Raw genomic sequence first — 20,890 nt, 5'->3', positions numbered from 1 at the left:
CTCGTGTGGACGCAGGACTGTGACCTATCGCCATAGTTGGCGGATGCTATTCACGCTTGTTGGCGGTTATTAGCAATTGCGGTCCGCGCTTTGCGATTTGAGTTGTTATCGACGGGAGGGTGATGGGATGGCAAGCGCGCCGACAGATCGTCCACCACTTCATCGAGTGGTACCTATTCCAACCGCGCCCTATTCCTAGCGCGACGCGCGTCGTGGTGAACCGTCAACCCGTCGGCGCCTCTGGCAGCCGGTCCAACTCGATGCCGAAGTGTTCCCTTTATGCCTCAGAATCTCCTGGTCGCTACCCAGCGTGCGTTCGGTGCGTTCGTGGGCGGTCGTCTCGATCAGCTTGTCGCCGGCGCACATCTGATGGTGGTATCGCCCGACAGGTTTTTTGGGGGTGAGAACCTCGTCGTCCTCGGACGGCGACACCAGGTTTCGCGTTACCCGTTCGCCGGATCGGGGGCCTGGGCTTGGGTGGCCGCGGCGCGGATGAGTTGGGGTAGGTAACGACGTTCGAGGGTGCCGGGGGGTAGCTCGTCGGGTTCGACGAGGCTCTGCATGAGGGCTCCTTCGCGGAGCGCTATGGCGAGGCGGGCGAAACTGTCGAGGTCGACATGGTGCTCGGCGCCGGCGCGGGTGAGGACGATCTCGAGGATGGGGGTCAGCGCGGCGCGGACCTTGGCTTCGTGGGCGGCCAGTACCCGGGCCGCCTCTGGGGTGCGGACGGCGTAGAGGGTGAACTCGGTCGAGATGATGAACCAGGTGCGTTCTTCGGGTCCGACGTCGGCCAGGTGCGTGGCGAACTGCTCGAGGGTGAGGGTCTGTACGTCAACGGCGGCAAGCTTGTCGGCGATGCGGTCGATCGCCTTGGCGGCGTGGGCGTCGAAGAGGGCGTAGAAGAGCTCGTCCTTGGTCGACCAGTTGGAGTAGAAGGCACCGGTGGTGTAGCCGGCTCGTTTGCAGATCTCACCGATGCTCGCGCCGGTGTAGCCGAGCTCGACGAAGGCCTCGACCGCGGCGTCGAGCATCCGGGCCTGGGTCTCCGGACGGCGCTTGGTCATCCCTTTGGGCACGGGCTCCTCCTCTGATGCTTGACAGTCGGCTCCTGCTCCAGTCAGGATAGCACCCCCAATCGGATTGACTTCCCAATCTGATTGGGTCATCTATTCAACGTCGGAGCTGTCATGAATGTGTTCACGCCCGTACGCCGGATCCTCGGCCTACTCGCCATCCTCGCCGGACTGCTCGCCGGGTCGCTGACCGTGCCCGGTGCGGTATCGGCGGTCACCTCTGCCACCGGACCCGCGCTGGCGGCCCGGTCAGCCGATCCGCTGAGTGACCCGTTCTACGACTACGACGGCAAGCGGCCGCTGGCGCAGATCAAGCCCGGCACCGTGTTGAAGACCCGCACCGTGCCAGTTCATGTCGCCGGCGTGCCGCTGCTGCTGCAGACGGTGCAGCTGCTCTACCGGTCAACGGGTCAGACCGGCCGACCCACCGTCAACGTCACCTCGGTGGTGCGACCGCTGGTGCAGGTCGGCCCGGTCAAGGCGGTCGCCTACGGCTCCGCGTACGACTCGTTGAACCCTGCGGATCAGCCCTCGGCTGTGCTTGCAGGCAGCACGTCGCCCGGGGCCAGCGCGGTCTACGGCGAGACGTTGGCCCTCGCTCCGCTGCTTCTCGCCGGATACACCGTGGTCATTGCCGACACCCAGGGGCAGGAGGCCGCGTTCGGCGCCGGGCCGCTCTACGGCATCAACACCCTGGACTCCCTGCGCGCGGCCACCCAGTCTCCGGCGGCCGGGCTGACCACCTCGACGAAGATCGGACTCTTCGGCTACTCCGGGGGCGCGATCGCGACCGAGTGGGCGGCTGAACTCGCGCCCAGCTACGCACCCGAGATCGCAAAACAGATCGTGGGCAGCGCCATGGGTGGGGTGCTGGTCCACCCAGCCCGCAACCTGGACTACATCGACGGATCGCGGGTCTGGGCAGGGGTCCTGCCGATGGCGCTGATCGGCCTGTCCCGGGCCTACGACGTCGACCTGACGCCGTACCTGAACAGGTACGGACGTGAACTGCTCGACAAGCTGGAGGACGACTCTATCCTCAACGTGCTGGGCCGCTACCCGGGGCTGGCCTGGGACGATCTCGCCAAGCCCGAGTATCCCGCCCCCGAGAGTGTGCCGGAGCTGGCCGACATCGCCAACGAGCTGATCATGAGCACCGGCGGCACCCCCAGCTCACCGCTGTTCGTCGTCCAGGGCACCGGCGGTTATCTCGAAGGAACTCCCGGCAACAAGCCAGGTATCGGCCCCGGCGACGGGGTGATGGTCGCCGGCGACGTTCGCAGCCTCGCCCGCGAGTACTGCGACCGCGCCGTCAAGGTCGAGTACCGGCAGAACGGGCTGTCGCACGTCTCCGCGGCGGCCGTATGGGTACCGCAAGCCCTGCTCTGGCTGCAGCAGCGGTTCGCCGGACTTCCGGCGCCCTCCGACTGCGGGTCGATCCCGCCGGGAAACCCGCTCACGCCTGTGACTGCGGCTCCCTCGGCCAGCTGACCCTCGATACGTCCGGTTCCTACTGCCTCCGGTCCCAGCACGCCCGACGAACTCGACCACCAGAGGACACCCATGAGTGAGCACCCCGACGTGATCGTCGTCGGCGCCGGACTGGCCGGCCTGGTCACCACCCACGAGCTGGTCAAGGCCGGCAAGCAGGTGCTGATCGTCGAGCAGGAGAACGCCGCCAACCGCGGCGGCCAGGCATTCTGGTCGCTTGCCGGCCTGTTCCTCGTCAACAGCCCCGAGCAACGACGGTTCGGCATCAAGGACTCCTACGAGCTCGCACTGCAGGACTGGCTGGGCTCGGCCGGCTTCGACCGCGACCGCGAGGACTTCTGGCCACGGCAGTGGGCACAGGCCTACGTCGAGTTCGCCGCCGGCGAGAAACGCAAGTACCTCCACGACCTCGGCCTGCGGGTCCTGCCATTCCCGGGCTGGGCCGAACGAGGCGACGGCACCGCGGGCGGACACGGCAACTCCGTGCCCCGGTTCCACCTGACCTGGGGCACCGGACCCGAGCTTGTCCGGATCTTCCTCGAGTCGGTCGAGGCCGCCGAGCGAGCCGGTAAGGTCACCTTCCGGCACCGGCACCGGGTCGACGACATCCTCGTCGAGAACGGCGCCGCCGTCGGCGTGCGCGGCACCGTCCTCGTGCCCTCCGACGAGCCCCGCGGGGTCAAGTCCTCCAGGGAGCAAACAGGCGACTTCGAGCTCCGCGCGCCCGCCGTGGTCGTGACCAGCGGCGGCATCGGACACAACCACGAACTGGTGCGCAGGAACTGGCCGGTCCAGCGCCTCGGCCCGGTGCCCGAGCACATGATCCCCGGGGTGCCGGCCCACGTCGACGGACGCATGCTCGCGATCACCCAGGGCGTCGGGGCCAGCATCGTCAACACCGACCGCATGTGGCACTACGTCGAGGGCGTCCACAACTGGGACCCGATCTGGCCCGACCACGCGGTCCGGATCATCCCCGGCCCCTCCTCGTTCTGGATCGACGCCACCGGCAAGCGCCTGCCCGCCCCGAACTATCCCGGCTTCGACTCCCTCGGCACCCTCAAGCACATCGGCACCACCGGCTACGACTACACCTGGTTCATCCTCAACCAGACCATCGTGGAGAAGGAGTTCGTCCTCTCCGGGTCGGAGCAGAACCCCGACGTCACCGGCAAGGACTTCAAGTACCTGGCGAAGTCCCGGATCGCCAAGGGCGCCCCCGGACCGGTGCAGAAGTTCCTCGACCACGGCATCGACTTCGTCGCCGCCCACAGCCTCACCGACCTGGTCGAGCGGATGAACAAGATCGGGCGCGGCCCGGTCCTCGACGCCGACCAGATCGAACGGCAACTGCTCGCGCGGGACAGCCAGCTCGACAACAAGGTCACCAAGGATCTGCAGCTGATGGCTATCAAGAACGCCCGCGACGCACTGAGCGACAAGCTGATCAGGGTCGCCAAACCACACAAGATCCTCGACCCCGCCCACGGCCCGCTCATCGCCGTCCGCCTCAACATCCTCACCCGCAAGACCCTGGGCGGCCTGGAGACCAACCTGGACTCGCAAGTTCTGTGCCCCGACGGCACGCCCTTCACCGGGCTCTACGCCGCCGGTGAGGTGGCCGGCTTCGGCGGTGGCGGCATGCACGGCTACAACGCACTGGAGGGCACCTTCGTCGGAGGCTGCATCTTCTCCGGTCGACAAGCCGGCCGCGCCCTGGCTCGGGACCTGTGAACTCGCCCGGCCCGCTCGGAGACCGCCTCGTCACGATCGGTGGACTGGACCTGCACGTCCGCGAAGACGGACCGGCACAGGGCCGTCCGATCGTGATGCTGCACGGCTTCCTGCTCTCCACGGCCTGGTTCGACCGGATGGTCCCGCTGCTGCCCGGCCACCGGATCATCCGCGTCGACCTGCTCGGCCACGGCGGATCGGCCAAGCCCCAGACGGGCTACCGACCCCAGGACACCGCGCGCCTGGTCGCCGAACTGCTCGATGAGCTGGACGCCCGCGACGTCGTCGTGGTCGGTCATTCCATGGGATGCGTGCACGGGGTCGCGGTGGCCGAGGCCACCGACCGCGTCGCCGCCTTCGTGCTACTCGGCGAGGGCCCGGACATGTCGACCGCGAAGAACCGGGAAGGTGAATGGCTGCTACACCGGCCGGTGATCGGGCCGCTGCTGCACCGAACCTCGCCCGCCGCTGCACTCCGGCACGGAATGCGCCTGGCGTTCGCACCCGGTTTCCCGATCGATACCCCACTTCGCCGGCTGTTCGTCCGCGACTACCGGGCCCTGACCTACCCGGCGTTCTCCCAGTCGCTGCAGGATCGCGCTGCCTACGTCAACGAGGTCGCCCTCGACGACCGGGTGCAGGTGCTCGGCCTACCTACCCTCGTGGTCTTCGGCGAGCAGGACCAGATGCACCACGTGGCGCCGTCGGTCGCCCGCTACACCACGATCCCGAACGTGCGGATCGAGATGCTCGACGGCGTCGGACACACGCCGATGGTCGAAGCACCCGGTCGCACCGCCCGGCTCGTCACCGACTTCCTGGGCCAGCCCGGCGGGAATCGACCTCATCCGCGCTCGGCGTCCAACGACATGGGGGATGAGTTCCATGGACTCCGCACTGACCACCGTCGGGCTGCCCATCGCCCTGGGGATCATCATGTTCGGCTTGGGCCTCGACCTGGCAGTCGAGGACTTCCGCAGGGTGGCACGTCAGCCCAAGGCGGCCCTGGCGGCCCTGGGCTGCCAGCTCCTGCTGCTGCCCGCATTGTGCTTCGGGCTCGTGCTCCTCCTCGACCTCGAGCCCCTGCTCGCCATCGGAATGCTGCTGCTCGCGGCGTCGCCGGGCGGAACCACCGCCAACCTGTTCAGCCACCTGTTCCGCGGCGACGTCGCCCTCAACATCTCCCTGACCGCCGTCAACTCACTGCTCGCCCTACTGACACTCCCACTGATCACCAACGCGGCGATCGACTGGTTCGACCAGGCAGACACGGTCAAACTCCCGCTCAACGAGGTGCTCGAGGTATTCGCGATCGTGCTGATCCCAGTCGCGATCGGCATGACCGTCCACCGATACCGTCCTGGCTTCGCCGCCCGCATGGAACGCCCCGTGCGGATCGGCTCGGCGCTGATCCTGGCCCTGCTGATCGCCGGCATCCTCATCGACCAACGCGACAACGTCCTCGACTACCTCACACAGGTCGGGCTCGCCGCCGCACTGCTCTGCTCGCTGAGCCTGGTCATCGGCTACGCCGTCCCCAAAGCCCTGAGAGTGCCCCACAACCAGGCGATCGCCTCCTCCATGGAGGTCGGCATCCACAACTCGGCCCTGGCGATCTTCGTCGCGGTCGAGATCCTCGACAGCGTCAAAATCTCCGTGCCAGCCGCGGTCTACTCACTCGTCATGTTCGTCCTCGCCACACTGTGGGGACTCACCATCACCCGTTCAGCTAGCCGACCCACAGCGAGCCAGAAGCCATCACCGCGCTGAACCCCCGCGACGAACTTTGCACAGGGTCGGGCTACTTTGACCAAGCCGGTCGCATCCGAGGCTGCCTAGGCTTACCGTTGCGATCCCAGTACTTGCGAAGGTCCTGGTCCCACGACGTTCGTAACCGATACACCCCCACCGCACGAAAACATCAGCTCCGTCAACAAACCTGAAACGCTCCGCCAACTATGGCGAAAAGTCACAGATTGGGCATGCGGCTGGTGTGGCGAAAAGCGCATCTGTGGCTTGACATCGTCGCGTTCACGGAGCGTCCACGAAACCCGTCATAGCGCGAACTCTTCGCACTATTCTCGAAGTGGCCTTGTCTCCTATGGACGAACTGCCCAACCTGCGCCGCGCCCCGGCCCCACCGTCGTTCACCCCGCCCGCCCACGGTTACGACTGGCGGGGTCCCATCCCATGGAATATACGGAAAGGCACGGTTAGCCGGGCGACATCCCGGCCCAACTCGGCGGCGACTTCCTGCGGCACGCCGAGGCGAGCATGGAACTGGAACGGACGATCCTGACCACGTGGCTGTTCATGGAACAGACCATCGTCCGGTCCGAAGACCTCACCGCGCCGCGCGCGGCCCGTCGGCGCACGGCAAGGGCACTCCCGATGTCCGCCCAACCGTCCGCCAAATCGACCTCCGTCGCGCCCGCACCGGCTCCAGCGGAAGTTGCCTCGTTGGCGCGACTCGTTCCAGTGTCAGGTGGACGACGCAGGGGCGTGACCATCACCGACCCAGGTAGGCCCCAGCCCTCCGGTATGGGCCAAAAGGGCTAACCTACCCCCTCATATTGCTGAGTGCGGTGTGGGAACCCCGACACCTCCCGTCGAGGCGTGAGTTCCCCGGGCCCGGCCCGGCTCGAACGGGCTGCCACCCTCACCGTGCGACGGGCAGGACGCACCCTTACCGGGTAGATGCGCCTTGGGCGAGCTCGTTGTGATGGTAGGTCGGAGGTACCTGCCGTGGCGACCGCGTTCCGCCTGCAGTGATCTACGCGGCCATGCCGCATCGCCGTGTGTACCTGTTGCTTGACGGCCAGGTTTGGCTACTGGTCGAGCAGTTAGTCAGTTACCGCACTTGGATGCCGTTGCGCTCGGCCCACTTGACGAGTGCTGGCTGGCCCTGCTGATGTCTGCATCGAAGGCGGCGTGACCGTGCAGGATACGCGCGCCGAGCGATCGGCTGAGACTGTCCGACCCGGCGCGTAGCCTCGCGCTGTATGAGCGAGATGAAGCGGTGTCAGGTGTGTAGCGAGCAGTACGACGCATCGGACCCGGGCGACCTCGACTGCGTCGTGGCATTCCTGGGGCGGCACGTTCCGACGGACCGTTCGGGCACGATCTACATCCTCCACTTCGACTCGCCGACGCATGTGTCCGAAGCGGACAACGCCTGTGTCCAGCCGACCACGCACTACGTCGGGTGGACAGGCCAGCCAGTCGAGCAGCGTGCGGAGCAGCACGGTGCACTGGCGTCCTCTATTGCGGCCCAGCGGCAGGGGACGGCCGAGGACGAGAAGCGGGTGAAACGGGAGGAGAGCTGCCCGCGCTGTGGGGTGTCGCTTGCGCCGGAGTGCCTAGGCGCGGCATCTAGATAACGACCGTTTGCGAGCTGAACCGCCGTGGTCAGTCCAGTCTGAGTCGGCGACCCGGCTGAGCCTGCCTGCCGCACAATGAGGTGCATCCAGGTGAACTTGAGTCGTCCGCATATGCGGACTGTCTCAACCGCCGCTTATCGAAACCGCAGTGATCGTGGCGTCCCGTGGTGGCGACGTCGGTCGTTGACAGTCCTGACAGTGACCAGCGGCCGCCGATCAGTGTTTCACCAAATGAGTGAATCCATCAGCTGATCGCATAGTGGTCCTTTTAGTGGCGGAGAGCCATATTCGAGGTTGGCGAATTCCTTCTCGCGCGGACGTGATCACGTCGCGTCTGGCGACCGCGTTACGCGTGGTCTTTCGCGTGGGTCGGCATAGTTCACCGTGTTCGCGGTGAGTCGCCACCTGCAAGTGCGTCGTGGGCAAGGTGCAGGCAGTCCTCGCAGATGCAGACGTTGGGTCCGGCGACCTTGCGCACGCCGGGTTTGGTCTTCCGGCAGAACGAGCACTTGGGCTCGGTGTCGTGGCGTCGCCGGCGCCGTCGCGATCGGGTCGGCCGCAACGTGATTTTGCGCTCGAGTTCGTGAACGATGTCGGCTGGGTCGACGCCGAGATCTTGCAGCACGCGGGATGCCTGCGAGCCGGGGTCGGTGGCCAGCACATGCAGCAGGTGCTCGGTGCCCACGTACTCGAAATCGCGATCACGCGCCAGTGTCGTGGCCGCCGCGATCGCCTGGTCAGCGTCGGCTGACCAGGTTGGCGGCTCGCCGCCTTGTGTGGTGTCGGCTGTGCCGAACAGGTGGGAGATGGATTGGCGCACTCGCTCCCCGGTGAGCCCGATCTTGTCGAGCACAGTCGCCGCTATCCCGACATGCAGCAACCCAAGCAGCAGGTGATGGGTGTCGGCTTCGGCGCTGCCGTCCCGGTGCGCGGCGGCGCGCGCCTGATCCAGGCATGCCTGCAAGCGGATCATGACCACCAGTTCGTCACTCACCGGAACCAGCGGCTGGCCACCGAACTGCTGCCGGGCGGCCTGCTTGGACACGCCCAGCCGATCACCGATCTCGGTCCACGAATGTCCCGCGTGACGGGCGGCGCGAACAAAGTGCTCCATGACCTGGTCCGCGACGTCTTCCAGTTCCCGACGCACCGCCGACGCGATGCCCACTGCGGTCAGGGGGTCTCCGGCACCGGCCCGCTCTTCAACCAAGCCGACGTAATGATCGACATCCGGCTTCTTCGCTTCCGCCATGAGACAAGCTTAGATTGTCGAAAGAGTGTTGACAAGGTTACATTGTCGGCTGCTGCCCCGTGGTGCAGCTGACGACCGTGGTCAGGCGCTCGGGACGATGGGGTGATCAGCTCGACACCCGAAACCGAGGACATGCTCTACTTCCGCAGGTGCCGGCCGACCTGATGCGAGTCGGACGGTCAACGCTGACGGTTGTGGGCAGCGGCGTAGCGGGCCCAGTCGCTGCCGGCGGTTTCCGCCCACTTCGCGGCGGTGCCAGGGTGGAGCCCGAGGAGTTTGCCGACGACCGCAGGTGGCAGTTCTCGGACGAGTTCGAGCAGCGCGGTGTTGCGATCGGGGCGAGGATCGACGCCGAGCGCGCGGACCCGACGGGAGATGCTGTGCGGGTGCAGGGGATGACCGGGTTGCCGACCGGGAAACAGCCATCGTCCGTGCGCGAGCTTGCGGGCGGCACCTCGCGGCTGTTCGCAGGGCAGCTGGGTGAGCAGTTGGGCGAGGTCGGGTAGCACGGTCAGACCGGCGCTACCGAGTCGAAGTCGAACGGCGCCGCCGTCGCCGTGCTGGACGTGCTCGGTGGTGAGCGCGGCGATCCGGGTGACCGGTTGGGCGTAGAGGAGGATCAAGCAGGCAGCGACGCGATCAGGGACGCTCGCGCTGGCATCGTCGTGCAGCAGGGTGCGCGCCCGTGCCCAGCGATCGCTGGCCGGGCTGAAGTGCTTCGGTTGGCTGCCCTGAGCGACCGGGATGGTCAGCGATCGACTCAGCGTGCCATGTCGGCGGGTCCAGACGAGGAAGGCCTTGCTGGACGTGGTGACGTGCGCGGGTTGAGTCGCGAACCAGACGTCGATATCACTTTGGTGGCAATCGTCCAGACAGCGCGACTGCTCTCGGAAGAACTCGAGGAACCGCAGCGCGGCAGTGAGCCCGTCGCGGCAGCGGCGAGCTGAGTTGGGGGGAACCGGACGGTCTGGGTATCGGCGGCGTAGCCGCGCGATGACGTGCCAGCGGGCGAAAGCCCGCAGCAGCCGCCGGTCGACGGGAGCGTGGGCGCGTTCGGCGAGGTCGTCGACGAAGCGGCCCAGACGGGCGAGGTTCTCGTCACGCTCGGGCAGCGCGCCGGACGCGACGAGGAGTGCGCGGAGGTGTTCGACCGAGTAGGCGCCGGCGTGTTCGTCGAGGGTGTCGTGCGACAGCGGGCGCTCGCTGCGGGCGATGCTGTTCAGTAGCGCGAGGCTCTTGCTGCGGGTGAAGTTGGTCAGGATCGACCGGGGGTTGTCGGCGGAGACGATCGCGTCGCGCACGGGTTTCAGCTCAGCCGGGATGCTGCCGTCCGGGCCGACGAGCGCGGCGTCGACGCGTTGGGTGGCCTGGCAGCGGAAGCACATCGGTGCGCCGTTGGCGGTGGATCGACGCCCGAGCGTGGTGTCTCCGCAGAGCGAGCAGGTGATCTCCGGCGCTTGGAAGCAGGTCGGGCAGATGTCCGGGCTGGTGGCGGTGGCGCGCAGCGCCACCCTGCGAACCCGGCCGCAGACTCCGCACTGCCGTTTCGGATGCCGGTAGCACTTGCTGCAGACCCCGGTGCCGTCGTCGCGGCGGCGGTAGACCGCTGCCAGTGTGCCGCAGGCGGCGCAGGCTTCTCGGGGCACCATGCCGTGGGCGGCGTAGCAGCTGCCGCAGAAGGCGCGGCCGTCCTCGTCGCGGACGTTGACCGGGCGCGTGCTCCCGCAACCGGCGCATTCTTCGAGGTGGTTGCGGGCGCGGCAGCCGCGGCAGTAGGGCTTGCCGTCGGCCTTGCTGACGTTGAAGGTGCGGACGCGTCCGCACCTTGCGCACGCCGCGCTGCGGGACTTGTGCTGACAGACCTGGCAGCGGGGTGTGTCGTCCGGGCCGTGGCCGTGCACCTGCTTGAGCTTGCCGCATATACCGCACACCCCCGTCCGTCTGCGCTGTCGGGGTGTGGGCATCGCCGGTCGCCTACTTCTGGTCCCAGTCGACAATGCGTGCCCGGGTCGGGCGGAGGTTCCGATCCCGAGGCGATGACGGGTTGGCGCGCTGCCCGGCGGCCTTGCGAGCCGTGGCCGAGCGGGCGGCGACGTAGGGTTCGATCAGGTCACCGGGCTGGCAGTCGAGGATGTCGCACAGCGCGGCCAGCACTGGCAGGCTCAGCCGTTCCGGGGTGCCGGTGACCAGCCGATGCACCTGCGAGACCGACAGTTCGATACCGCGCTCGGCCAGGTGCGGCTGCAGCGCGGTGGTGGAGAACATCCCAGCCTTGGCCATCAGCTCACGCAGATGCCAGTGGTATCCAACGGCCCGCGTCATCCGGTGCTCCCACCAGTCGTCGCGTCCAGCTTGGGGGCGAGGACGTCGTGCAGCGCCTTGTTCATGAAGTCGGACCCGACGTTGGTGTACAAGCTCGTCGTGCTGCCCCAGGAATGACCGGCCTGGGACTGGACGAAGAACGGGTCCGCGCCATCCTCGATGCAGTGCGTAATGTGCGAATGCCGCAAGCAATGCGGGTGCAGCGCCTCGTCCAGGCCGAGCTCGTCGCGATAGGCGGCGAAACGCCGGGTGATGTCGCGCGGGGCGATACGGGCGCCGCGCTCCGTGGGCCACAGCAGCAGGCGCTTGCCGACGCCGAACTGCGGACGAACCTCCTCGACGTACTCGGCGACCGCGTCGGCCGTCCAGGGCCACACGGTCCACACGGTCCGTCGCCGCGGTGGGGAACCCTTCAGTGCTTTGCCGTACCGCACGTAGCAGGCGCCGTAGCCGCCGAACTCGGGCGCGTTCGGGTTGCGGCCGAAGTCGACCACATCAAGCATGGCCGTCTCCCGCCGTCGCAGCCCCCACCCGTAGGCGACCTTGAAGATCGTTGCGTCCCGGAACGCCGTCAGCCAACCCTTGCGGCCCTGCTTGCGGGCGTGGACGACGCGGTCGTCGGCGAAGTCGAAGAAGTTCTGCAACTCCTGCCGGGACAGGGCCCGCACCTCCGGGCGGCCCTCGTAGAGGGCGGTATGGCGGGCGACGTTGAACTCGTGGCAGATCTGCACCGGGTGGGTGCCGAACCGCTGCTCGCACTCCTCGACCCAGCCGTAGCGAGCGTCGACCAGGTAGTCGCAGAACAGCGCCAGCTGGACCTGGTAGTTACGGATGGTGGAGTGCACCAACGGCCGCGGACCCGACAGCAGCTCGCTGGTCCAATCCTCCACATCGGACGGAGACCACTGCCACGGAAACGCGTTGGTGAACGCCGCGAACCGACGCACGATCGACTCCCGATTCTCCACCGTCCCCGGCGACAGCAGCCGGCTGCGCTGCTGACGACGCCACCCGACCAGCATCGCATCGAACACCGTCTCGGCCGGATGCAACGGCACCACCGCATCAGTCAGCACCAGGTGCGCCGCACCCTCGAGATCCACCCGACGAGCCACCCACAACCACCTCCTATCTGATGCGACATCCTCGCATCAGATGCGAGCGGCGTGCGAGTCGAGCGGAATACCCGCAGGTCAGCGGGCGTGTCGAACTCGATGGTCAACCGACGAGGCTGCTAGCGTGAATCCGCACTTCAGCGACGCGGGACCCATATCTCAACAGTGCAAATCTCGCATCTGATGCGATATGGCACTTTCTCAAAAGAGTACATGGAGATGTGCACGTGGTCGTAGTGGCAGCCGGTGAGGTTGGCGGGGTTGGGGCAGCCGTAGGTGCTGGAGGTGTAGGGCGTCCAGGTGGGGCTTTCGGCTGACCAGTACTGGCCCTGCCAGATGAGGTAGCGCACTCCGAGGTGGGCTTGGTGGGCGATGAGCCAGTGCGCGGCCCGCCACCCGTCGTTGACTGAGGTGGGGTCGTGGGGGTTGAACATGATGTCGCAGGCGCGGCCTTTCGGGTGGTCGGAGGTGGGGTTGGCTGGCCGGGGTGCGTGGCAGCGGAGGCCGGTGCCGGCCATTCCCGCTGTTTCGAGTGCGTGGATCAGCGCGAGTGTGCGGGGAGTGATGCGGCCGCTGCTGGTGGGATCGGGTTCGGTGGCCTGTTCTGGGGGCCAGTCGGTTCGGATGCGGCCGGGCGCTCCCGTGACATTGACGCAGGACATGCCAGCGAGGGCGCCGACGATCTGGCGGGCGCGGTGCTCGTGCGCGGCGTAGCGGTCGGGGAATCGGGACCGTTGGACGGCTTGTGCGGCCTCGGCGAGGTCCATGTGTTGCCAGTTGGGCACGGTGAGCAGGTGGTTGTAGAACTGGGTGGCGGCGTAGCTGGGGGTGAGGATCTGCTCGGGTGTGCCCCAGCCTTGGGACGGTCGCTGCTGGAAGAGACCGAGACTGTCACGGTCGCCGTAGGTGAGGTTACGGAGGCCGGATTCCTGGATCGCGGTGGCGACCGCGATTACCCACCCGTACTCCGGCACCTGCATTTGCTTGCCGACCGCGACGATGGTGGCGGCGTGGCCTCTCTGTTCGTCGGTCAAGCCCGGTGCGGCGCCGGTGGGCGCACCGTTCGGTGTGCAGATCAGCGAACCCGACGAACCCCCGGTGAACGCGCTGACCATCCCGGCGATCCCCGCCCCAATGAGGAGGGGAATGGTGAGGATGAGGGCGGCGACACCGGCTCCGAGTTTGGTTCCCATCGGTTGATCGCGCTCCTTTCCCTGGCTGCGCTAGGACGCCGGTGGCCAGTACTGCCGGAGGTTCTTCTAGGCGTCGTCGCGCGTGATGCGGTTCGGTGTGGCCGGAGGCGGAATCGGGTTCGGCGGTGGCAGCCGGTATGGCGCTGCCGCCGCACCGTCACCGGCTTCGCCCTGGTCGCCCGCGGTGTCGGTTGGCGGCGGCTGGCCGGGCCAGGCGGCGGCGAGGTCGATGAGGCTGTAGCGCGGGCCGGCGCGGTCGGCGCGCGCCGAGGTCAGTGGCAGCCACACCGCCTCGGCCGGGCTCGGGTGTGGCGAGATGGGGCCGAGCAGGTCGGCGGACGCGGTGGCCACCGGCACCGCACGAGGGTTGTCGAGGTCGGCGTGTACGCGGGCCAACGCGGAGCGGGCCCCGGCTTCCCGGCGGATGGTGGGCAGCCACACCAGCACGGGGGTGGCGATGCCGGTGGACTCGGCCAGCCGCGCGTATGCGGTGAGTTTGCGCCCGACTTTGGTGAGGGATTCGGTACCGGTGTCGAACTCGAGGAACCACTCCACCTCCCGAGTGGTGTTGCCGTGGTGGGTGCGCCAGCGGCCGTAGCCGTCGGGGACGACGAGGTCGCCGAAGTGACGGGCGCAGCGGGATTCCGACCACCACGCCCCCAGCGCCTCCGTCCGGCTCGCCGCCGGGGTGTGGCGGCTGCGGGCGATCAGTGAGGTGAAGAAGTCGTTGACCCCGACGGTGTGGGCGAGGCGCTGGTTGTGGGCGATGCCCATGGCGCGGTCGTGCCGGTAGCCGAGGTCCTTCAGTTCGAGGCCGTGTTCGGCGGCGAGGACGGCCGCGCCGGCGGGGCCGAGGACGTAGTGCATGGGCGCGGATCCGAGTTGTTGGAACGGCTGGAAGCGGGACACCGCGCGCCAGAGGTAGAGATCGCGCAGCCGCTGGCGTGCCGAGCGGCCCGACGGGAACGCGGCGTCCTGGATCTGGGCGGTGGTCAGGACACGGTGTTCGTGCAGTAGGGCGAGCAGCCACTTGTCGCGGGTGGTGAGGCGGGAGGCGAGCATGGCCTGGTGCTCGACCGAACTCGCGGCCCGGACGGTGCGACGGCCGGGCAGGTGACCGCGCAGCATGTGCTGGCGGGTCGTAGTGGTGATCACGGATGTTCTCCTCGACGAGATGTCAACAGGGTGTGGACAAGTGATCAATGGGTGTGGATAAGCCCAGTGGGCAGCCCGTACTCGGCCCCGGACGGGACCGGCGGCTGCGGCAGGTTGGTTGTGTGGTGCGGCGGGCGCCGTACGGCGCGGTGGCTAGGGGCGGGTGCGGCGTGGATCGGTGGTGGGTGGCCGGGTCGGCGGAACCCGCCGCCCTGTCGGCCCGGGCCGAGTCCTGGTGGCGCTTGCGGTGGTGGGAGTGCTGACGCGGGTTGCCGTGTCAGTGCTCGAGGTGGCGTGTGCGCGGCGCTGTCCTCGCAGGACAGATCGGATTTCTCGTGCACGTCCGGGAGCGGGGCGGGCCAGTGGTGTGGTGGTCATGGTGAAGGGCTCGGTTTCCTCGCCGTGCACGACGAGGCGGGTGGCGGTGTGGTAGACGCCGAGGTGGGACAGGTCGTGATCGGACAGTCGGGGTGCGGTGTGGCGGGCGAGTTCGCGGGCGTCTTCGGGGCTGGCGGAGAAGAAGATCTTCGAGCGGGCGTTGGTGGAGATGCCTTCCTTCAGTTCCCGGGTCAGCTGCCCGAGGTGCTGGTGCGCCAGCGTCATCGAGACCCGGAAGCCACGGGCTTCGGCGAGCATGTCCTCCAGCGGATACGGCAAATTCAGAAAGTTGTGGCATTCATCGACCACGAGGCTCGCGTCGGGACGCAGACGTTGCGGAACGCGCGCCCGCGCGGTCGTGGCCTGCCAGGTCCGCGCCACCACCAGCGACCCGACCAGCCGGGTGGTTTCCTCCCCGAGTGATCCTTTGGGGATGCGGACCAGGCAGATGCCGCCCTCGTCGAGGACCTGCGTCATGTCCACAGTGGAGCGTCCTCCGGCGATGGCTTCTTTGACGAAGGGCCGCAACAGAAACGCTCGCAGTTTGTTCATCAACGGCGAGATCACCTGGGAGCGGGTGCTGTCGGTGAGGTCGTCGTACCACTGCCAGAACCCGGTCAGTACCGGGTCGGTGAGCCCGGCGGTGATCCGGGACCGGAATGCCTCGCTGGCCAGGAGCTTCGGGAGATCAGCCAGCGTGGGCACGCCTTCCTGAGCCCGCAGCGTCAGGCAGGCGGCGCGCATGAGGTCGTCAGTGCGCGGGCCCCAGAACGCCGAGTACACCCGGCGGAACACCGACACGAGGTTGTCGACCTCACGGTCGGTGTCCCCGCCCTCCAGAGGATTGAGGATGGGCGGGCGGTGGCGGGAGTCGGCGTCGAAGAGCACTACCCGCTCCGCGGCCGAGCGTGGCAGCCGGTTGAGAACGTCAGTGACCAGGTCGCCCTTGGGGTCAATCACGACGATTCCTCGGTGGTTCTCGGCGTCGTCGAGGATCATGCTTCCCAGCAGCGTCGACTTTCCCGACCCGGTGGCGCCGAGCACGTGCAAGTGGTGCCGGGCATCGGCGACGCGGAGCCCGACCGGACGGGCGTGTCCGGTGTCGGCCTGCCCGAGTGGTTTGACCTCGGGTCCCGGGGTGGCGACCCCGGGGGGTGGGGCGACCGCTTTGGCGCCTGCGCGTTCGACTCCGGGGATCTCGGCGTCGGTGGGCAGGTGCGCAATCACCGCCAGTTCCGGTACTGACAGCAGGTCTCCGCGATTGAGGCGCCGATCGGCGAGCGTGTGGGCGGGGTGGCGTAGGCGGGTGCGGGTGTAGTGGTTGTGGTCGGTGTAGGCGGCGAACGCGGCGGCCAGGGCGTGCGCCCGGCCCCGGGCGGTGTCGCGGGCCTGGCGGGTGAGTTCGTCGGTGGCCTCGGCGGGGAGGTCGGTGGTGACGGCGTAGCGCACGACGGTTTCGTACTGGGAGCCGCGTTGTTTGCCGACGATGGCCTTGTTCTGGGCGGAGTATTCCAGCGACAGCTGCGGGTCCTGGCTGATGCGCCGCGAGTCGGTGCTCCGGCCGCTGCGGGTGACGTTCGCGCCCGGGGTGATCGCGTCGAGGACCCGGCCGGCGAGGCGACCCGAGGAGCCCCGGTGGACCCGGCGGGCGGCGCGGCGGGCCTGGGCCACGCGGCGACCGGTGACCGGGCGGGCGAGGATCTGCACGCAGGCGTGTTCGTCGCGGCCGAGACCCACTGGGGCGCCCAGGAGCCCGCGGATCGGGTCGGCGTCGAACGTGGTGCGGGTGTGGGAGCCGGGCCAGGCGGCCTCGATGGCCCGCTCGACCAGGGACGGGGGGATGGGGCCGGGGACCCAGAACTGCACGGTGACGCCGTGCTCGCCGAACACGTACTCCATCGCGAGGTGGGGTTGCCCGGCCCACCACCGTCGCCAGGCAGGGCGCAAGAGTCCGACGAGGTTGGACCAGACCGCGGCTGCGCCGGCGGGATCGACGGTGGGTGGGGCGAGCACGGTGATCCGGCGAGCATCGACCTGCAACACGGCGTGGCGCCGAGCGCGCCACCAGCGGCGCACCACGGCCCCGGCCGCCAAGACCACGGCCATGGTGGGGACGGCGACCGGACCCCAGATCACCGCCCAGTCGCACAGGGTGGCGAGCAGGGTGAGGCCGGTGCCGCCGGGGTCGCGCAAATAGTCACCCACCCAGCTCTGCATCACCGGAGATACCGCACGACGCGCAGCCATCACGAGCTCCCTTCCAACAAGCTCATGCGAGACAAGGACAAAGCAGAGAAACGGCTCAGAACCGCCTCACACGGGATCGAGGTCGACCTGACCGAAGTCGTCACACCCCTCGCCGTCGGGTTCCGCGTCGGCGGGTCCGAGGTCGATGTAGGCGTCGGCGAGGCCATGGTTGGTGGCGTCCGGGTCTTGGCCGGCGAGCCGGGCGAGTTCGGCGGGGTCGGTGGTGACGAGGAAGTTCTCCGTGGGTGAGGCCAGCGACTGGAACGCCACCCGCTGCGTCCCAGAGCTGAGAAGGCCCTGGCCGCGGTCGGCCGAGAGCAGGAACTGCCGTTCCCCGGCGGAGAGGTCGAAGGTTTCGGCGATCTCGTCGATGGCTTGCGGCGCCTGGCTCAGCAAGACTTGGGTGGCGGCGTTGCTGACGATGGCCTTGCCCAGGTCACTGCTGAGCACGTCGGCGGTGTCCTGCGTCGCCACGGTCAGGCCCGCCCAGTGTTTGCGGGCGGCTTTGGCCATGCGGAACAGGAACTTCGCGCCCTCGGGTTGTTGCATCAGCAGCCATGCCTCGTCGACCACGACCAGCCGGGGCCGCCGGTGGGCGGGGTTGGACACCCGTCGCCAGACGGTGTCGAGGACGAGCAGGGTGCCGATACCGCGTAGCTCGTCGGGTAGATCGCGCAGGGAGAACACCACGAGGTGCCCGTCCGGGGTGGCGGTGGTGGGCCCGTCGAAGAGATCGGCGAACGACCCGTCGACGAACGGGTGCAGCCGGGCGGCCAGATCGGCAGCCACCGCATCACCTCCGTCACCGGAGGCGGCGAGCACGTCACGCAGATTCCGCAGCAGCGGCGCCGGGCGCGTCCACGTCCGGGCGTCGTCGGTGATGCCCGCGCGGTGGTACGTGGCGGTGATCGCGGTGTCGAGCACCGTGCGCTCGGCGGCGGTGATCTCCGCGCCGAACAGCACCGCCAGGACGGTGTGCAGGAACACGCTCCGGCGCTTGAGGGCGTCCTGGGGGGCGGTGCGCCGCCCGCGTGCGTCGGTGTGCACGGGCAGGTCGAACGGGTTCAGCCGCACCCCGCCCGCGCCGAGGTGCATGTAGGTGCCGCCGACCTGGGAGGCCAGGCGGGCGTACTCGTCTTCGGGGTCGACGACGAACGCCTGCACCCCGTCGGCGCCCCACTCGTCCTCGTTGTGGCCGAGGGTGCGGTAGAGGCTGCGCAGTGTCTCGAGCTTGACGAGGTACGACTTGCCCGCGCCCGAGCGTCCGAGGACGACGGAGTTGTAGTTGTCGCAGGCGAACCGGTCCCAATGCACCAGTCCGGAGCTGCCGACGTTGTAGCCGTACAGCACCCCGCTCGGCGCCGAGGTGGTCGGGTCGGTCGGCGGTAGATCCGGTGAGGTGAACGGATACGCGGCGGAGACGGCTGCGGTGTCGAATGTTCTTTTCAGTCCTAGCGGGTCCAGCCCGAGGGGGAGGGTGGACACCCAGCCCTGTAACGCGCGGTAGGTGGCGGGTTTCGCGTCCAGCAGCAACGATGCGCATAGCGAGCGCAGCGCTGAGACTTCCTCGGCGAGTGCGGTCTCGTCCGGGGCGTGCACCGTGAGGTACAGCCCGAAGCGGAACAGGCGTCCGTCGCCGCGGGCGATGCGGCGGGACAGGTCGGCGGCGTCCTCGGCGGCGGCGTCGAGGTCCGGGTCGTCGAGCCGGTCGTGCCGGGAGTTGTGCCGCCTGCTGGATTCGAGTTTGGCGCGTTGTGTGCGCAGTCCGCTGGCGGCGGTGGCCGGGTCGACGGGCTGAACATGTACCGACACGTCCAGTCGCGCCGGGTAGGTCAGCAGGGGCGCGAGCCAGCCAGGGTAGACCTCCTGCGGATAGCCGGTGACCCCGAACGAGGCGACGAATTCGTTGCCGACCTCCAAGTGCCGGGCCGACACCGACAACGAATCTGGGGTGAACGCCCCGGCCGTCCCGGAGCGGGCCGTCGTGGTGTGGTGTGTGGTGCGGGCCATGGGTGTCTACCTGCTTTCGATCTCGTCGTCGTAGTCCCAGTCCTCGTCCTCGGACAGCCACGGCCCCACCTGCGACCGAGTGGATCGGGATGCCTCGGGGCGTGTGGCGCGGTCCGGCTGTGGAGCCGCTGCATGGTCCGGGTCGTCGGGGCCGTAGAGGTCGGTGAAGGTGGTGGTGGCGGTGACCACGTCGTCGGCGGCGGCCAGCTGTGCCGAGGGCGGCAGGAACGTGTCGGGATTGCACGCGGCGGCCAGCGCACTGGTCGCGGCGGCGGCATCGAGCGGGGTGGCCACGATCCCGGCGGGGGAGAGCAGGTCGATGGCCTCGCCGAGGCGGCGCACCAGCCGTTGCTCGGCTGCCTGCCGCAGCCCGTCGTCCACCGGCTGCTCGGCACGCCGGTGCCGCCGGCACGGCAGCACGTGCGGCGCGGGTGGGGGGCCGGTGCGCAGGGGCTCGCGCAGCACGAGCAACACCTGACGGCGCAGCAGATCAGTGTGCGCGGTGAGCTCGGCGAGGTAGTCCGCGTGGTCCCGCGCGGCCGCTTCCAAAGCCGGGTGGGGGAGCCCGCCGGCGCGGGCGCGGAGTTCGGCGATCTGGGGTGCGAGGTCGAGTCGTTCGGCCCGGATGAGGATCTGCACCGGCGCGGTGAGGCTGTGCAGGTAGCGGGCGAAGGACGCGACCATCGCCTCCTGCTCCCCGGGCGTGCGCAAGGAAAAGTTGACGGTGCTGCAGACGGCGATGACGGCGAGCCCGTCGCGGGCGAGGTCGACGATCCCGGCCTGCGCGCCGGTATCGGCAACACCTGTGGCGGGAAGTTCCAGCGGTGCCGGGGACACCGTTTCGGTACGGGCCGAGGTGGGGCGGCGTCCTCGGCTGTCTCGGCGTGTGGCGGGGTGTTGGGCGGTCAGCCAGGCCGGGGCCGCGCGCACGCCGTCGGGAGCGGCGACTCGGTGGCGTGGGGACAGGTGCTGGCGGATCGCGGCGACGGCAAGCCTGTCCAGTCCCACCCCGTCGCGCTGTCCGAGGGCCAGCGCGGTGACCGCGACCCCGACCGGCACCGCGACGATCAGGAACACCGGCACCACGGCGCGGGTCAGCGAGTAGAGCCCGTAGAGCAGCAGTCCGGCGATGCCGAGGATCGCCAGCTGGCGGGCGGTCAGCGGCCCCAGCACCCGGTCCGGGCGATCGACGTCAGCGGGCACACGCACGGGAGCAGTCATGGCGACCAGACCTCACTTCTTCTTGGGGCCCCGGCGACGGGGCAGGTCCAGGGGCAGCGGCAGCTGGGTTCCGGCGCGCCGCGTCGGCACCGAGGCAGCGGAGCTGCTCGCGCCGCTGGCTGGTCGTAGCGGCGTGGGCTTGGGGGCGCGGCGCACCCCGAGCGGCAGCGGGTACTGGCCCGAGGCCAGCGGCCGGTTGCCGGTGTAGGCATCCCGGGCCGGACGCCGGGGCGGGCGGGCGTTGCGATTGATCTGGCCGGACGGAGTGATCAGCCCCGGCCCGGTCTGCCGGGGCGGGGGGGGGGGGGCGGGGGTGGCG

Annotated in this window: 16 protein-coding genes and 1 pseudogene; 6 read left to right on the top strand and 11 right to left on the bottom strand. The window is 68.8% G+C overall.

The features are described 5' to 3' along the window. Positions 1-443: 443 nt before the first annotated feature. The gene (locus D0C15_RS30090) at positions 444-1,076 is read right to left on the bottom strand and encodes a TetR/AcrR family transcriptional regulator (protein ID WP_116051506.1); all 633 of its coding nucleotides are present in this window, start codon (positions 1,074-1,076) and stop codon (positions 444-446) included. Between the two features lie 111 nt (positions 1,077-1,187). On the opposite strand from D0C15_RS30090, the gene D0C15_RS30085 reads away from it, so the two are divergent. From D0C15_RS30085 to D0C15_RS35825, 3 genes and pseudogenes are all read left to right on the top strand, one after another. Beyond that, entirely contained in the window at positions 1,188-2,564 is a 1,377-nt protein-coding gene (locus D0C15_RS30085; RefSeq protein WP_116051505.1) for a lipase family protein, read from the top strand. 72 nt (positions 2,565-2,636) lie between these two features. Then, positions 2,637-4,298, top strand: a complete 1,662-nt coding sequence (locus D0C15_RS30080; protein ID WP_116051504.1) for an FAD-binding dehydrogenase — start codon at positions 2,637-2,639, stop codon at positions 4,296-4,298. Between the two features lie 95 nt (positions 4,299-4,393). Beyond that, positions 4,394-5,041: pseudogene (locus tag D0C15_RS35825) on the top strand (alpha/beta fold hydrolase); the annotation flags it as partial. Here the strand turns inward: D0C15_RS35825 and D0C15_RS35285 are convergent. Beyond that, a complete protein-coding gene (locus tag D0C15_RS35285; RefSeq protein ID WP_245976403.1) occupies positions 4,949-5,146 on the bottom strand; it encodes a hypothetical protein in 198 nt (65 codons plus the stop codon). The pseudogene D0C15_RS35825 and the gene D0C15_RS35285 overlap by 93 nt on opposite strands. Before the next feature lie 28 nt (positions 5,147-5,174). Here D0C15_RS35285 and D0C15_RS30070 point away from each other — a divergent pair, with 28 nt between their 5' ends. Both D0C15_RS30070 and D0C15_RS30065 read left to right on the top strand, forming a co-directional pair. Next, entirely contained in the window at positions 5,175-6,068 is an 894-nt protein-coding gene (locus tag D0C15_RS30070; protein ID WP_116051503.1) for a bile acid:sodium symporter family protein, read from the top strand. A 1,232-nt stretch (positions 6,069-7,300) separates the two neighbouring features. Beyond that, positions 7,301-7,678, top strand: a complete 378-nt coding sequence (locus tag D0C15_RS30065) for a hypothetical protein (RefSeq protein WP_116051502.1) — start codon at positions 7,301-7,303, stop codon at positions 7,676-7,678. A gap of 379 nt (positions 7,679-8,057) precedes the next feature. Here the strand turns inward: D0C15_RS30065 and D0C15_RS30060 are convergent, their stop codons facing one another. The 9 genes from D0C15_RS30060 to D0C15_RS30020 form a co-directional block, all read right to left on the bottom strand. After that, positions 8,058-8,930 (bottom strand): Clp protease N-terminal domain-containing protein, encoded by an 873-nt coding sequence (locus tag D0C15_RS30060; RefSeq protein WP_116051501.1) that lies wholly within the window; start codon positions 8,928-8,930, stop codon positions 8,058-8,060. 179 nt (positions 8,931-9,109) lie between these two features. Continuing rightward, positions 9,110-10,831 (bottom strand): hypothetical protein, encoded by a 1,722-nt coding sequence (locus D0C15_RS30055; protein ID WP_162830307.1) that lies wholly within the window; start codon positions 10,829-10,831, stop codon positions 9,110-9,112. Between the two features lie 73 nt (positions 10,832-10,904). Next, complete coding sequence (locus D0C15_RS30050) at positions 10,905-11,252, bottom strand: helix-turn-helix domain-containing protein (protein WP_116051499.1); 348 nt, start codon at positions 11,250-11,252, stop codon at positions 10,905-10,907. Continuing rightward, entirely contained in the window at positions 11,249-12,367 is a 1,119-nt protein-coding gene (locus D0C15_RS30045; protein ID WP_245976402.1) for a tyrosine-type recombinase/integrase, read from the bottom strand. The genes D0C15_RS30050 and D0C15_RS30045 overlap by 4 nt, the downstream gene beginning before the upstream one ends. A gap of 137 nt (positions 12,368-12,504) precedes the next feature. After that, complete coding sequence (locus D0C15_RS30040; RefSeq protein ID WP_116051498.1) at positions 12,505-13,560, bottom strand: VldE C-terminal domain-containing protein; 1,056 nt, start codon at positions 13,558-13,560, stop codon at positions 12,505-12,507. 66 nt (positions 13,561-13,626) lie between these two features. After that, positions 13,627-14,715: a replication-relaxation family protein gene (locus D0C15_RS30035; RefSeq protein WP_116051497.1), complete on the bottom strand. Its 1,089-nt coding sequence runs from the start codon at positions 14,713-14,715 to the stop codon at positions 13,627-13,629. Positions 14,716-14,868: 153 nt separating this feature from the next. Beyond that, the gene (locus tag D0C15_RS30030; protein WP_116051496.1) at positions 14,869-17,340 is read right to left on the bottom strand and encodes a type IV secretory system conjugative DNA transfer family protein; all 2,472 of its coding nucleotides are present in this window, start codon (positions 17,338-17,340) and stop codon (positions 14,869-14,871) included. Positions 17,341-17,406: 66 nt separating this feature from the next. Next, the gene (locus tag D0C15_RS30025; RefSeq protein WP_116051495.1) at positions 17,407-19,350 is read right to left on the bottom strand and encodes a VirB4 family type IV secretion system protein; all 1,944 of its coding nucleotides are present in this window, start codon (positions 19,348-19,350) and stop codon (positions 17,407-17,409) included. Positions 19,351-19,356: 6 nt separating this feature from the next. Continuing rightward, positions 19,357-20,571: a PrgI family protein gene (locus D0C15_RS30020; protein WP_116051494.1), complete on the bottom strand. Its 1,215-nt coding sequence runs from the start codon at positions 20,569-20,571 to the stop codon at positions 19,357-19,359. Between D0C15_RS30020 and D0C15_RS34320 the strand changes: the two genes are divergently transcribed. Further along, on the top strand, positions 20,570-20,779 hold the full coding sequence (locus D0C15_RS34320) for a hypothetical protein (protein ID WP_162830306.1): 210 nt from the start codon (positions 20,570-20,572) through the stop codon (positions 20,777-20,779). The genes D0C15_RS30020 and D0C15_RS34320 overlap by 2 nt on opposite strands. Positions 20,780-20,890 lie beyond the last annotated feature (111 nt).

The sequence above is a fragment of the Amycolatopsis palatopharyngis genome, from assembly GCF_003385185.1.
In the GTDB taxonomy this organism is placed as follows: Bacteria; Actinomycetota; Actinomycetes; order Mycobacteriales; family Pseudonocardiaceae; genus Amycolatopsis; species Amycolatopsis palatopharyngis.
The sequence above is the reverse complement of the archived record's forward strand: the minus strand, read 5'-3'. Positions and strand labels throughout refer to the sequence as shown.